The organism is Roseibium sp. RKSG952, assembly GCF_009711355.1.
In genome coordinates, this window is the sequence record NZ_SMMF01000836.1 from 1 (window position 1) to 14,676 (window position 14,676).

Genomic DNA, 14,676 nt, shown 5'->3' on the forward strand with positions numbered 1-14,676 from the left:
TCCAACCCTTGACACTCAATCCCTTATGGCCAACAGAACTTGGCCGTTGCCTTGTTGCCCGTCGCGGATGAATCCACCCTCTGCCAATTGGCAGCGTGATCTGGAACCGGTATTGCTCACAAGCATGACCGAACAGACCTTGTCAGACACACATGACCGGCTGCGCACGCAGTTGCTGCCCCGGCCCGGCGCGACGCTGGTGATTGTGTTCTCGCAGGTCCGCGTTCCGGCGGGAAAGTTCGGCCTGTCGCGCCTGTTTGAACGCACCCGGCACGCCTGCCTTTTTCTCAATGATCCCGGAAACGGCTGGTATCTTGGCCTCGACGACAGGATCGACGCCGCCGTCACAAGCGCCATCGCACGCACCAATCCCGAGCGGATCATCTATTACGGCTCGTCCATGGGCGGATATGGCGCCCTCGCAACGGGCCTGCGGCGGCGGGACGGCACGATCTATGCCTTTGGGCCCGAACTCGACCTGGGGAGACCCGGTAGCCAGAGTGCGGCTTCCGGAATTCCTGAGGCGGCTCTGTCCATTCAGGTGCTGTCCGGGCCCCATCCCTATCCGGTCCATTGCTTCTTCGGCATCTGCGACCCCGTCGACGCCCAAAACGCGGTTCTGGCACAAGAGCGGCTGACCGGTGCCTGTATGCACACGCTCTGGTCGTCCCATGCCAGCCATGATCATCTCTACAGCCTGAATATCATCCGGCGGCTGACCAGGACATTCGACCGGGATCCTGCGGCCGAGCTTGGTTCAAAACAGCTGATTGCCGCCCTTGACCCCGCCCCCCTTGCACAATTCGGCCTGCTCGGAGAACGTCTGGCGGCAGGGCATCGGATTGCACCAGACGACTTGCAGCACCTGCCCGGGTACCCCGAGAACCCCGGCATGATGATGCTGGCAGCACGGGCTGCCGGACGAAATGGAGACCTTCAAGGTGCGCTTTCGATTGCCGAACAGGCCGAGCGCCTCATTGCCGATACGCCCGTTTTGCACACCTTGCCCAAACGCTGGCGCAAACAGCTGCCATTGTTCCGGATCGAAAACCTGATAGCGCTTAACCGGCTCAACGACGCCCGAACACTGCTTCTGGAAACGGTGCGGCGGTTTCCCGAGGATGCGAAAATGCGCGACCTTGCGGCAACACTTCGGCTCGAACTGGCTCCGGAAATCAATCCTGCGGGATGAGAACCGGCCTTATCGGCCGGCAAAACCGATAGGCAACCGGCGGCAGGTCGCCGTCCTGAACAAGAAGCACCGATGAACCGCGTGGACGAAGCGTGACCAGACCCAGCGCCGACCCGCCATCGTCGCGCATGCAGTTCATGGCTGCCCTTTGAGCATTGGCAGCCCCTTGTTCCGCGCCATAGACCTGACAAATCTGGCCGGGTGTTTCAAACAGCCCCCTGTAGATCGCAACAACCGAGCCCGGGGGCGCGTCATGAATACGGGTGATGTCCGCACACTCGAAATCCCGGCGCACCCAGATCCCTTCGGCGGTTTCGGGGAACCGCAATTCGAGAACCCGGCCTTCAAGAAGGGGTGACACCCGCGGCAAGTCCACCTGCCGGTCGCCTTTGGCAGCATGCGCCGGCAGCGCCGCAAAACCAGCAGCCCAAGCCAGACACACGCAAATCACTTGGCGCAAAGACACGCTTTGCCCTCCCGAGCTCCAATCCGATCAGCGCAGATTGAGACAGATCATGAACATTCGCAACGGCAGATCATTGCTGCAACCAATCTGGCAGGCACCCGTGTCTTTTCGATCACGAGATGCATGCGCCTTGATCATAAGCGCAAGCGGACAAAGCTCTGTTCCCGCGATCCGACTTGCATTTTGTGAACAAATATAGAACATGTAATTCATGACCGATCCTGTTTCCTTATGCTCCAACCGGATCCAGCTGGATGATCCGCTCGCCGACGGACGCCAGTCCGAGATGGCTGCCCGCATCTGGCGGGGGACCGCCCGGCTTCTGCGCGGGGCCGGATTTGCCTGCCTGCCGGAACTGACGCTTGCCTCCGGCCGGCGGGCCGATCTGCTCGCCCTTGGCCCCAGGCACGAACTCTGGATTGTCGAGGTCAAATCCTCGATTGCCGACCTGCGCGCCGACGGCAAATGGCCCGATTACCGGCAGCATTGCGACCGTCTGTTTTTTGCGACCCATCCGGATGTTCCGGCTGACATTTTTCCAGAAGACGCCGGGCTGATCGTCTCCGACGGCTTTGGCGCCGAAATCCTGCGCGATGCGCCTGAACACAAGCTCGCAGCCGCCACGCGCAAGGCCGTGACCTTGCGCTTTGCCCGGTCTGCGGCGTTGAAACTGCATGATCTGACCGACCCGGATTCACGCCGCCTGTTCGAAGGGCTTTAACAATCCATCCGGGCGCCGATGCGTAGAAAGATCCGACATTTAATGAGCGGACAGCATGGTGGAACGGCCCGAAATCCAGATTGTTTGGTTCAAGCGGGACTTGAGGGTTCAAGATCACGCGCCCCTGACCCTTGCCGCAAGACATGGCGCCGTCCTGCCGCTGTTTGTCTTCGAACCGGAGCTTTGGGCGCAAGCGGACATGTCGGGCCGGCATTTGGACTTTGTCCGGGAATGCCTTGGAAGTCTGCGTGCGGATCTCGCAGCACTCGGCCAGCCCCTGATTGTCCGCAAGGGCGACATCCGTCAGGTGCTGGACAAGTTCTCCAGGCAGTTTTCGATTGGCGGGCTGTGGTCGCATGAGGAAACCGGCAACCGCTGGACCTACCTGCGGGATCTCGCGCTCAAGGACTGGTGCCTGGACCGCAGCATCCCATGGCATGAACTGCGCCAGACCGGCGTGATCCGGCGCCTGAAAAACCGTGATGGCTGGGCCGGGAAGTGGGACCGCTTCATGGCGGAGGCGGTTTGCGACCCGGCTCCGCTGCCGCCACTTCCCGCAATAGACCCCGGCGGGTTCCCAAGCGGCCGGGACCTCGGCCTTGCACCCGATCCCTGCCCGGCGCGCCAGACCGGCGGGCGGAGGGCTGCCGAACAAACGCTCTACAGTTTTCTCCATGAGCGCGGTGGCTCCTACCGGGCGGCGATGGCGACGCCCGTTCTGGCCTTTGAAGCCTGCTCGCGGATTTCGCCGCATCTTGCCTGGGGCACGATGTCCATGCGCGAAGCCGCACAGGCAACCCGGGCCCGGCAGCAGGAGCTGAAACGGCAACCTCCCGGGTCCCCAAAGGGGAAATGGCAGGCGGCCTTGCGCTCGTTTTCCGGCCGTCTTCATTGGCACTGCCACTTCATGCAAAAGCTTGAAGACGCGCCAAATCTGGAATTTGAAAACCTGCACCCGGCCTATGACGGCTTGCGGCCCGGCGCGCCGGATGCGGAGCGCCTTGCCGCATGGCAGCGCGGTGAAACCGGCCTGCCCTTTGTCGATGCCTGCATGCGGGCTCTTGCGGCAACCGGCTGGATGAATTTTCGCATGCGGGCCATGCTGGTTGCGGTTTCCAGCTATCATCTGTGGCTCGACTGGCGCCAGCCCGGCCTGCATCTGGCCCGGCTTTTCACCGACTACGAACCCGGCATCCACTGGCCGCAGGTCCAGATGCAGTCCGGCACCACCGGCATCAACACGGTTCGGATCTACAACCCGGTGAAACAGGGAAAGGATCAGGACCCGGACGGGTGTTTTGTCCGCACCTGGCTGCCGGAACTGCGCGGCATTGCCCCGAAACACATTCACGAGCCGTGGAAGGCGGACAATGCCGGTCAGGTGCTCGGCAAATCCTATCCCTTCCCGATTGCCGATCACCTGAGTGCGGCAAGGGCTGCCCGCGACAAGGTCTGGGGCGTGCGCCAAGGCGCCGATTTCCGGCAAGATGCCCGGTCCATCCAGACCAAACATGGCAGCCGGAAAAGCGGTCTCGCCATGCGCGGCCAGACCAGAACCCGCCGCCCGCGCAAACGTCCCGCCGATGGCAACCAACCGGACCTGTTCGGATTGGATTCATGAAAATGCGCCGCAAATCCGATCTGCCCCAAAAAACCTGTGCCGCGTGCGGCAGACCCTTTTTCTGGCGCAAGAAATGGGCCCGTGTCTGGGAGGATGTCCGCTATTGCTCGCAGAGGTGCCGCAAGTATCTCAAGGTCCGTTGATGGCTCAGGATCATGCGGACGGTGTTTGCCGGGCCGCCATGTCCTTCAGGATCTCGTGGTTCATGCGCAGGTAGTACATGATCTGCGCAACCGCAATGAAGCCCATGCCTGTCACAAGGCCGAAAAGCAGGCTCATGAGAACGGAGCCCAGCATTGCTGCCATGATCAAGGGGTTCATCAGAGCATAAATCGTGATGAAAACGCTCGTGATCACGGTCAAGACCAGCGAAACGACCCCACAGGCATGAAAGACCCGAACAGCAATGTTCGGTCTCTTTTCGACAAAAAACATCAGGGCGGTCCTTCCACGTCAAATCAATATAAAGTTGCAAGCCACGCCTTATCAATTTTTGGAGCCGGAGCGCAAGCCGGGGCCATCAGCCTCCGGAGCCATCATCCGTTTAGTTGGGCTTCACCGTCCGCACATCGGCCATGATGGCATTGGACCATGCGATGGCATCGTTTTGGCACAGTCTGTCGAACATGGCCTGCCAGCGGTCCCGCCTTTCGTCGAGCGGCATGGTGATCGCCGACTGGATGCCGGCTGCCACTTCCTCTGCCGAATGCGGATTGACGATCACCGCTTCCTTCATCTCAGAGGCGGCACCAGCAAACCGGGACAAGACCAGAACACCCGGATCCTCGGCACGTTGGGCTGCGATATATTCCTTGGCCACAAGGTTCATGCCGTCGCGCAAGGGGGTGACCAGCCCGATACGGCTTACCCGGTAGATCCCGGACAGCACCTTGCGCGGAAACGACTTGGTCAGAAACCGGATCGGGGTCCAGTCGATATCGGCAAAGCGGCCGTTGACATGGCCAGTCATCTCGTCCAGCTCCCGGCGGATATCAATATAGGCATCAAGTTCGGCGCGCGATGGCGGCGCAATCTGCATCATCGACAGCTGGCCCCGGTTTTCCGGATAGTCCTCCAGAAGGCGTTCATAGGCGCGGAACCGCTCCGGCAGGCCTTTCGAGTAGTCGATCCGGTCGACGCCGATCATCTGCTGGCGCCCGCCGAGCAGTTTTTCAAGACGGGCCATGTGCCGCCGGGCCTCCGGCGAGATGGCGAACCGGGCGAAGGCATCGGCATCAATCCCGATCGGATAGGCCCGGACGATGGTTTCGTGGTTGCCGTATCTGATTTTTCCATCACCGAGATCCGCCGCCCCGATTTCCTCAACCGCAAACCGGCGGAAATTGTCGGCATCCCGTTCGGTCTGGAAGCCCAGAAGGTCATAGGCCATCATCGCCCGGACAATCGATGCCGCGTTGGGAAGGGCTGCCAGGATTTCCGGGGCCGGGAACGGGATGTGCATGAAGAAGGCCAGCGGATTCTTGATGCCCATGTTCCGCAAACTCGCGGCCATGGTCAGAAAGTGATAGTCATGCACCCAGATCGTGTCATCGGGTTCGATCAATGGCCGCAGGCGCGATGCCAGGCGCTCGTTGACATAGCGATAGCCCTGCTCGTAGCGGCGGTCGAAGACCGCAAGATCCAGCCGGTAATGCATCACCGGCCACAGGGTACGGTTGGCGTAGCCTGCGTAAAACAGATCATAATCCGCCTGGGTCATGTCGACCTGGATCATCTGCACGGAGCGCGATTTCTGCTTCTTGAACGGACCGAACGTGCCTTCGTCAGACACATCACCGCTCCAGCCGAACCAGATCCCGCCTGTCTTGGTCAACGCATCGACCAGACCGACTGCCAGTCCGCCGGCCCGCCCCGTATCTTTCAGTGGTCCCACACGATTCGATACGACGACGAGGCGCCCCATTCATACTCTCCATTTGTGCTGTGCGCGGGTCAGATAACGCTTTCCCAACCCGCGCTGAGGCGAACCGCCCCGTTGATGATGCCAACCATGGAATAGGTCTGGGGGAAGTTGCCCCAAAGCTCGCCCGAGGACGGTGTCGTGTCTTCCGACAGGAGCCCCACATGGTTGCGGCAGGAGAGCATCGTTTCGTAGATCTCCCGCGCTTCGTCTTTCCGTCCGATTCGCGCCAGTGCATCAATGTACCAGAACGTACAGATGTTGAACGCATTTTCCGGTTTCCCGAAATCGTCCGCCGCATGGTAGCGGAACAGATGATTGCCGCGCCGGAGATGTGCGCCGATCTTGTCGACGGTCTGGATGAACCTCGGATCCTTCGCCGGCAAAAAACCGACCTCGGCCATGAGCAGGAGACCCGCATCGAGGTCCGAGCCTTCAAAACTCTCTACAAACGCGCCGACCTCCGCATTCCAGCCGCGCTCGCAAATGACCGCATGGATCTCATAGGCCCGGCCGTGCCAGTAGTTCGCCCGATCCTTCAATCCGAACTGCTGGGCGATTTTCGCCAGCCGGTCGCAGGCCGCCCAGCACATCAGCGAGGACGAGGTATGAACGCGGGCACGGGTCCGAAGTTCCCACATGCCCGCATCCGGCTGGTCATGCATGGCGTAGGCGCGCTCGCCAACCTGTTCCAGCCGCCGGAAATCCTCCAGACCCGGCTGGTGCAACAGACGCTTGTCGAAATAGGCCTGTGCCGCGCCCAGCACGATATTCCCATAAACATCATGCTGGAAATGCTCGTAGGCCTGATTGCCGACACGCACCGGCCCGTTGCCCCGGTAGCCGGGCAGTTCGACTATCTCCTCGACCAGCCTTTCTTCCAGACCGATGCCGAACAGCGGCTGAACGTGACCGCCATCGGTCACGGCTGCGATATTGTTCAGGTAGCGCAGATAGTTCTCCATCGTCTCCATTTCGGAGAGCGAATTCAGCGCCCGGATAACGAAAAAGGCATCCCGCAGCCAGCAATAACGGTAGTCCCAGTTGCGCTCGGTGTTGTGGGCTTCCGGGATGGACGTGGTCGCGGCCGCAATGATGGCACCGGTTTCCTCGTAGGTGCACAGTTTCAACGTGATGGCCGCCCGGATCACCGCATCCTGATATTCGAGCGGCAAGGACAGCCGCCTTGTCCAGTGTTTCCAGTAGGTCTCGGTGTTTTCCTCGAAATCCCGGCAGACCCGCTCCGGATGATCGGTGAGCGATTCATCCGGCCCCAGATAGAACGATACCGGCCCGTCGAGCAGGAACGGTGTTTCATTGCGCACAAAGGTCACCGACGCATTCGTCGTCATGCGCAGCGTGGTGCCGTTGCCGACCCAGCGCACATGGTTGGATCCGAAGGTCATGTCCGGAACGCGGCTGCCCCAGGCAAAGCGGGGACGGCAGCGCACCCGGATGCGCGGATGGCCGGACAGGGGACGGACACGCCGCACGATTGCATTCGGCCGGAACATCCGGCCCTTGGTGGTGAAGCGCGGCGCAAAGTCCGTGATTTCGATGGCATTTCCCTGTCCGTCGAAAACGCGCGTTTTCACAATCGCCGTGTTCGGCACATATTCCTGCTCGGAGCGGGCCGCGCCGCTGAGTTCAATGGAGAATGCACCGTCGCCCGCTTCGCCATTGGTGCCCAACAGCGCATGAAACACCGGATCGCCGTCAAAACGCGGCAGGCAACACCACTGAATGGCGCCCATCTTGTCGATGAGACCGGCAATCGAACAATTGCCGATCATGGCAAGGTCGAGGGATTGTTTTTCCGAAACCGGGGATATCCAGCCCATATGACAAACAGACTCCGAAACGTGGTTTGATTATTGCCCGGCGAGCCAACGGTGTACAGCCGCCACATCTGCAAGACGGAATTGGGCGCAAGTGTCACCTTCTCCGACCTTGATGCCAAATCCGCCCGCCGCCTGGACGGCGGCCATGCCGTCCTCATCGGTGACATCATCTCCGAGAAACACCGGCAGACGGTCCCTGAACGCATCGAGATCCAGAAAACCGGCAACGGCCTTGCCCTTGTCCTGGGTGTCCGGCTTGGCCTCGACAACCATCTTGCCTTGCAACAGATGCAGATCGGGCAGGGAACGGATCTGGGTTTCAAGGAAATCCGTGATCTCCCCGGCCTTGTCAGGCGCTGCGCGGAAATGAACGGCAACGGCAACGCCCTTGTCTTCCAGAAACACGCCGTTTCCCAAAAGACCGGACGCCGAGATCTCCTGCTTGAGCTGCAGGATTTCAGCACCCGGCGGGTCGCGGCGGAGTTCGCCCCCTGCGCGATAGCGATGTTCAAGACCATGAAGACCGGCCGCTGCAAGCTGGAGCGGCGCCAGAAAATGATCAATTTCCATTATCGGGCGGCCGGACACGACAGCAAGCGCCCCCTCCAGCTCTTCAAGCTGCCGCTGCAGATAGACAATGGTTTCGGGGCGCACGGCCACCATTTCCGGGCTCGGCGCGATCTCCACCAGGGTCCCGTCGAAATCCAGAAACAGGGCCATGTCCGGAGAGAGGTGCGGAAGGTCGGTCATCGAATCCCTTGAAGCCTGAAGCTGTCATCGGGCGCTACACCAAACAATTTAAGCGCTTTGGCGCAAGGTTTTTTTGACGGGTTTCACTCCGCGCCACTTCAACACGAGATGTGTGCCGCGGTCTTGCCACAGCACTCGCATTCAGGCACCCAAACAGTCACAAGCTCAAAAGACTGCGTTAAAGCACTCCGAAGCAGATACGGAAATACTGCTTCGCCCCACATTAACACCGGAACTGTTCACTGCCACAGTATTGTTGGCAACAGAAATATTGCTCAATTTACTTTCTAGAGAATTTACCTGTGACTGCAACGCATTCAACTCAGTCTTGGTTGCATTGGACTCAATTTTAAGTCCGACTGCCTTGTAATACATATCCTTGAGACTGGTTTGCCACTTCGTCCAGGAAATCGTCCATGTGTTCAAACTGATTGCAAACCCAAGTGTAATCGCCATGGATGCGGCAGCCTTCATGTCCAGAGATGTGCTCCCCGTAAATCCCAAAGAGGCCCCCAAAGACATCTTGATGTCCGTTCCATAGGTAAGAGACCTTGTATCACTCTGATTGATATACATTGTCTCGCCGAGGAAATTGAAATCCGCCTTTGACCCAGAAACAGATACATTTCCACTCGACTTGACCGTGATATCCTTTTTGCTTTCCGCCAAAATATTTATGTCACCATTCGATGAAATTAAGTCTATTTGACCGTCCACGCTGATAGCCATTGTGTCGTCAATTTCGAGTTCATATTTCCCATCGGCTCTTTGATGGAAATCCCCCGTTTCGACGTACATTTTTTCCCCTGATTTGATCAGGATCCGACCATCGCATGCCATCAGTATCCCACTTCCTCCACCAGAGGCGTTTTCAAGAGCAGCCGATGAATCGGAGTCTTCATCCGTGAAAAGCTGTGAAGGATAGTAACTTTCCAGAAGCCCTGACTCACATGCCGATTCTTCAAGATCCGAGTACTCCCCCAACCTTAATACAGAACCGATATCAGCTTCATCATCACTTGCATTTTGCTGGGAGTTAGGAACATAGAAATACGTATATACTTGTGAGCCCACTGCAATATCAGACACCCGAAACTTACCTCCTATTGACGCCCAAACCCGAGATTGAACCACATCCCGCAAACACAACGACAGTTTTTCTTTTGCCGGAATACAAAGATTTACAAATTAGAAAAATTAAATTTTTGTCATAATAGTATTTTACAATAAACCAAGCACTCCAATTTGAATAAAAATATAAATAAATAAAAACAATTATCACTCGCATAATATTTAATATAAGGAAACAATATACAATAAATACTTATAGATATCGTCAATATATACTTTTAACAGCAGGATAAAACCGCAACCATCTCTGGTAGGCCGCCTCGTATGCCTCGGCCAGTTCTGGCTCCGGTTCAATCACCTTTAAAACATTCGGCGCCGCAAAAACGCGGGACACCGATTGCCCGGCGGCCACCTGGCCGAGCCGCGCTGCGCCCATTGCCGCTCCAATACTTCCATCTTCGGGCAGCTCAACGGGGCACTTCAGAACATTCGCTATGATTTTCAACCAGATACCCGAATTCGAGCCGCCACCAACAACCGTCAGCCGGTCGATAGACGTGCCTCCCACTTCCAGCGCCCTCTTGCAGTCCCTCAAGGCAAAGGCCACACCATCGAGTACGGCGTGAGTCAGACCTGCCTCATCAGAGTTATGAGACAGACCACAAAAAGCGCCCCGGATGTCCGCATCATTGTGCGGCGTTCGCTCGCCGCCGAGATAGGGCAGGAACAGGACATCGGCAGGCGCTTCCACGTCACGGAGGCTCCCGGTCAATCCGGCGGGGCTCATCTTCAGCACATCCGCGAGCCAGTTGAGACTGTCGGTTGCGGACAGAATCACCCCCATCTGATGCCATGTTCCAGGCAACGCATGGCACATCGCATGGACACCATCGGCGATGTTGGGCGAAAACCGGTCGTTGGTGGCAAACAGCACTCCGGATGTGCCGAGCGACATGAATGCCGATCCCGGGGTGACCGCTCCGATGCCGCAAGCCGCGGCGGCATTGTCGCCCGCACCGCCTGCAATCACCGGCGTACCCGATATCCCCCATCTCCGGCACAACCCGGGCAGCAGCGTGCCGGAAATCTCCGTTCCCTCGACCAGCCGCGGCATATGGCTTCTGTCCAGCCCCGTTGCGGCCAACAGGGCGTCATCCCAGTCCCTCCTGGCCACATCCAGCCAAAGCGTGCCGGAACTGTCGGACATGTCGCTGGCATGATCGCCCGTCAGCTTCAGGCGAATGTAGTCCTTGGGCAGAAGCACTTTGGAGATGGCAGCAAAGACATCGGGCTCGCGTTCGCGGACCCACTGAACCTTGGGCGCCGTGAAGCCCGGCATGACCAGATTTCCGCCACGGGCATTAAAAGCGGGCTCGGCACGCTGAAGCTCGGCGCATTGTTTGGCCGCACGGACATCGTTCCAGAGCATGCAGGGCCGAAGCGGCCTGTCGTCACTCCCGAGCAGGGTCGCCCCATGCATCTGGCCGGACAGACCGATTGCCTTGAGCCCGGCCATCTGTTTCGGGTGATGGGCCTTCAGGCTATCCACCGCTTCCAAGGCTGCCTGCCACCAGCTCTCCGGATCCTGCTCCGACCAACCGTCATATGGGCGCGCAACGCTCAGCTCCACACCGGCAGATCCAACCACTTGCTGGAGTTCGTCGATCAGAACCGCTTTGACAGAGCTGGTTCCAAGATCAAGTCCAACATACATCGACCGTGTCCTTTGTGTTTGGCCGTCCCGTCGCAGATCATTTTCAAGGTGCGATCGCATGGCAAGCCTCTGCACCCTATAAAATCAGTGGTAACCAAAATCAATAAAATACACTTTTAAAGTGTATTCATCCTCAAGTTTCACCCGCTTCATTTCCAAAACAGGATCCGGTGTCCGGTTCATCGCCTGCGCCTCTAACTGGACGCCTTGAGGAAACCGGACGCCAGCCCTTGATGCTGATCCGGGACTGTTGGCCTGATCTTTCCCGGCGCTTCCAGTGAGATCCCTCTCTTAACCTCTGACAGAAACCGTCCAGTTTTAAGGCTTGTATATAATTTAATCATCCCCGCACCGGCCGGTAAGCGATTGAGAAAAAACATTTTTAAAACAAGAGAAATACAATCATATTTTTTCGCCTCCAAAAATATTTGACTAATTGTTCAAATTTTTCTCCAATGCCTCGAGGTAGTCTCTTCGTCAAAAAGAAAGCGGCGCCAAACAACAAGAATCGCCAGTCCTTCCGGAGGTCAAAAATGACCGAGTCAAACACTGCTCCCGATGTGAAACCGGGCCGCCTCAGTGCATCCGAATACGAGCGGAACTTTTCCGACCTGCACCCGCTGCTCGCGCCGCACGAGGCCAGCGTCGAAGCCGACCGCTGCTATTTCTGCTACGATGCGCCCTGTGTGCAGGCCTGCCCGACCAGCATCGACATCCCGCAATTCATCCGCCAGATTTCCACCGGCAACCCGACCGGCTCGGCCAAGACCATCTACGACCAGAACATTCTCGGCGGCATGTGCGCCCGTGTGTGCCCGACCGAAACCCTGTGCGAACAGGTCTGCGTACGCGAGGTTGCCGAAGGCAAACCGGTAAAGATCGGCCAGCTCCAGCGCTATGCCACCGATCATTTCATGGCCAGCCGGGAGACAACGCCCTATACGCGCAAAAGCCCGACCGGCAAGAAGGTCGCGGTGGTTGGCGCCGGTCCCGCAGGTCTTGCTTGCGCCCATGCACTTGCCGTCGAAGGCCATGACATCGACCTGTTCGACGCCAACGAGAAGCCCGGCGGCCTCAACGAGTATGGTATCGCAAGCTACAAGTCGGTGGACAATTTTGCGGCCCGCGAAGTGGCGTTTGTGCTGTCGATTGGCGGGATCACGCTGAAAACCGGCTCAAAGCTTGGCGAAACCGTTCAGCTTTCGGAGCTGCGAACGCAATATGATGCGGTCTTTCTCGGCATCGGCCTTGGCGGCGTCAATGCGCTCGGCCTTGAAAACGAGGCCAAGGACGGCGTTCTGGACGCGGTCGATTTCATTGCCGGCCTGCGCCAGGCCGACGACTATGCCACCCTGCCCGTCGGCCGCAAGGTCGTGGTGATCGGTGGCGGCATGACGGCGGTCGACATTGCCGTTCAGACGAAGCTGCTCGGAGCCGAAGACGTCACCATCGCCTACCGGCGCGGTCAGGAGCGGATGAATGCGAGCGAGTACGAACAGTATCTGGCCCAGACCAACGGCGTCAAGATCCTGACCTGGGCGCAGCCGAAAACGCTGATTGCGTCAAACGGCCATGTCGAGGCGGTCGAACTGGAACGCACGCAGGATGACAATGGCCAGCTGAAGGGCACCGGCGAAACCCTCACGCTTGAGGCCGACATGGTGTTCAAGGCGGTCGGACAGGCGCTGGTTCCCGCCGACCTCAATGGCTCCAGCCCGAACATCCGGATCGAAAAGGGCCGGATTGTCGTCGATGCCGACCGCAAGACCAGCCTCGCGGATGTATGGGCCGGCGGTGACTGTGTCCTTGGTGGCGACGACCTGACCGTGGCCGCCGTGGAAGACGGCAAGATTGCCGCCGCCTCGATCCATTCCGCGCTCAGCGCCTGACCGTTTTACTTCAAGGAGATCCCGTCATGGTTGATCTGCGCACAGATTTTGTCGGCATCAAGTCGCCCAACCCGTTCTGGCTTGCCTCGGCCCCGCCAACCGACAAGGAATACAATGTTGTCCGCGCCTTTCAGGCCGGTTGGGGCGGCGTTGTGTGGAAAACGCTCGGGGAAGACCCGGCGGTCGTCAATGTCAACGGCCCGCGTTACGGCGCGATCCATGGCAAGGACCGGCAGCTGCTCGGCTTCAACAACATCGAGCTGATCACCGACCGGCCGCTGGAGGTCAACCTTCAGGAAATCAAGCGGGTCAAGCGTGACTGGCCCGACCGGGCGATGGTCGTCTCGCTGATGGTGCCTTGCGAGGAAGAGAACTGGATCAGCATTCTCAAGCGCGTCGAGGAAACCGGGGCCGACGGCATCGAGCTCAATTTCGGTTGTCCGCACGGCATGAGCGAGCGCGGCATGGGATCGGCGGTCGGCCAGGTTCCGGAATATATCGAAATGGTCACCCGCTGGTGCAAAAAGCACAGCCGCATGCCGGTGATCGTCAAGCTCACGCCGAACATCACCGACATCCGCAAGCCCGCACAGGCCGCCAAGGCAGGCGGTGCCGACGCGGTGTCCCTGATCAACACGATCAACTCCATCGTCGGTGTCGATCTCGACATGATGGCCCCGACACCGACCGTGGACGGCAAGGGCGCCCATGGCGGCTATTGCGGACCGGCGGTCAAGCCGATTGCGCTCAACATGGTCGCCGAAATCGCAAGGGATCCGGCGACCCACGGACTGCCGATTTCCGGCATTGGCGGCGTCACCACCTGGCGGGATGCGGCCGAGTTCATGGCGCTTGGCGCAGGCTCCGTTCAGGTCTGCACCGCGGCCATGACTTATGGCTTCAAGGTGGTTCAGGACATGATCGAGGGCCTGAGGGACTGGATGGAAACCGCCGGATACGACCGGATCGACCAGTTTGTCGGCAGGGCGGTGCCGAACTGCTCCGACTGGCAGCACCTCAATCTGAACTACATCGCCAAGGCAAAGATCAATCAGGATCTCTGCATCAAGTGCGGCCGGTGCCACATTGCCTGCGAGGACACCTCGCATCAGGCGATCACCAACATGGTCAATGGCGAACGCATGTTCGAGGTGCTCGACGACGAATGTGTCGGCTGCAACCTGTGCGTCAGTGTCTGCCCGGTGGAAGACTGCATCACCATGGAGCCGATGGCCGCGGGGTCGATCGATCCGCGCACGAAAAAGCCGGTCGAGGCCGACTACGCCAACTGGACCACGCACCCGAACAATCCGATGGCCGTGCGCGAGGCAGCGGAGTAAGACCCGGCCAGCAAAGCGGGCAATGCCATGGAAAACGCAGCAGACCCACCTGCTGCGTTTTTAAAACTCCAAGCCACGAGCGGACTGTCAAAAGGCCTCCGCAGATAGCCGGATTGATCAGGCAACGCCCTCACCTTCCCATCATCCGTC

Annotated in this window: 13 protein-coding genes; 6 read left to right on the forward strand and 7 right to left on the reverse strand. The window is 58.9% G+C overall.

What is annotated here, in order from left to right; genetic code table 11:
- Window positions 1-1,192 (forward strand): hypothetical protein (locus tag E1297_RS09400; protein ID WP_209015724.1); only part of this gene is annotated, 1,192 nt, incomplete at its 5' end.
- Here E1297_RS09400 and E1297_RS09405 read toward each other — a convergent pair.
- Entirely contained in the window at window positions 1,176-1,658 is a 483-nt protein-coding gene (locus E1297_RS09405) for a hypothetical protein (protein WP_209015725.1), read from the reverse strand. The two genes, E1297_RS09400 and E1297_RS09405, sit on opposite strands and share 17 nt — an antisense overlap.
- Before the next feature lie 211 nt (window positions 1,659-1,869).
- Here E1297_RS09405 and E1297_RS09410 point away from each other — a divergent pair, with 211 nt between their 5' ends.
- From E1297_RS09410 to E1297_RS09420, 3 genes are read left to right on the forward strand one after another with little or no spacing between them, the layout of a single operon-like run.
- The gene (locus E1297_RS09410) at window positions 1,870-2,379 is read left to right on the forward strand and encodes an MmcB family DNA repair protein (protein WP_155137096.1); all 510 of its coding nucleotides are present in this window, start codon (window positions 1,870-1,872) and stop codon (window positions 2,377-2,379) included.
- A 55-nt stretch (window positions 2,380-2,434) separates the two neighbouring features.
- Window positions 2,435-4,000 (forward strand): FAD-binding domain-containing protein, encoded by a 1,566-nt coding sequence (locus tag E1297_RS09415; protein WP_155137099.1) that lies wholly within the window; start codon window positions 2,435-2,437, stop codon window positions 3,998-4,000.
- Between the two features lie 2 nt (window positions 4,001-4,002).
- Complete coding sequence (locus E1297_RS09420) at window positions 4,003-4,143, forward strand: DUF2256 domain-containing protein (RefSeq protein WP_155137129.1); 141 nt, start codon at window positions 4,003-4,005, stop codon at window positions 4,141-4,143.
- Between the two features lie 10 nt (window positions 4,144-4,153).
- On the opposite strand, the gene E1297_RS09425 is transcribed toward E1297_RS09420, so the two are convergent.
- The 6 genes from E1297_RS09425 to xylB all read right to left on the reverse strand — a co-directional run bounded on the left by E1297_RS09425 (window position 4,154) and on the right by xylB (window position 11,297).
- Window positions 4,154-4,435 carry a hypothetical protein gene (locus E1297_RS09425; RefSeq protein WP_155137102.1) on the reverse strand — a complete coding sequence of 94 codons (282 nt, stop codon included), beginning with the start codon at window positions 4,433-4,435 and terminating at the stop codon, window positions 4,154-4,156.
- A 109-nt stretch (window positions 4,436-4,544) separates the two neighbouring features.
- Window positions 4,545-5,924, reverse strand: coding sequence for a trehalose-6-phosphate synthase (locus E1297_RS09430; protein ID WP_155137105.1), 1,380 nt, complete (start codon window positions 5,922-5,924; stop codon window positions 4,545-4,547).
- A 29-nt stretch (window positions 5,925-5,953) separates the two neighbouring features.
- Window positions 5,954-7,762 carry a glycoside hydrolase family 15 protein gene (locus tag E1297_RS09435; protein WP_155137108.1) on the reverse strand — a complete coding sequence of 603 codons (1,809 nt, stop codon included), beginning with the start codon at window positions 7,760-7,762 and terminating at the stop codon, window positions 5,954-5,956.
- A 30-nt stretch (window positions 7,763-7,792) separates the two neighbouring features.
- Window positions 7,793-8,512, reverse strand: coding sequence for a trehalose-phosphatase (gene otsB / locus E1297_RS09440; RefSeq protein ID WP_155137111.1), 720 nt, complete (start codon window positions 8,510-8,512; stop codon window positions 7,793-7,795).
- A 165-nt stretch (window positions 8,513-8,677) separates the two neighbouring features.
- The gene (locus tag E1297_RS09445) at window positions 8,678-9,601 is read right to left on the reverse strand and encodes a hypothetical protein (RefSeq protein ID WP_155137114.1); all 924 of its coding nucleotides are present in this window, start codon (window positions 9,599-9,601) and stop codon (window positions 8,678-8,680) included.
- A 247-nt stretch (window positions 9,602-9,848) separates the two neighbouring features.
- Entirely contained in the window at window positions 9,849-11,297 is a 1,449-nt protein-coding gene (gene xylB, locus E1297_RS09450) for a xylulokinase (RefSeq protein ID WP_155137117.1), read from the reverse strand.
- Window positions 11,298-11,830: 533 nt separating this feature from the next.
- Here xylB and E1297_RS09455 point away from each other — a divergent pair.
- Window positions 11,831-13,186: an NAD(P)-dependent oxidoreductase gene (locus E1297_RS09455; protein ID WP_155137119.1), complete on the forward strand. Its 1,356-nt coding sequence runs from the start codon at window positions 11,831-11,833 to the stop codon at window positions 13,184-13,186.
- A gap of 26 nt (window positions 13,187-13,212) precedes the next feature.
- On the forward strand, window positions 13,213-14,526 hold the full coding sequence (gene preA / locus E1297_RS09460; protein ID WP_155137122.1) for an NAD-dependent dihydropyrimidine dehydrogenase subunit PreA: 1,314 nt from the start codon (window positions 13,213-13,215) through the stop codon (window positions 14,524-14,526).
- Window positions 14,527-14,676: the final 150 nt, after the last annotated feature.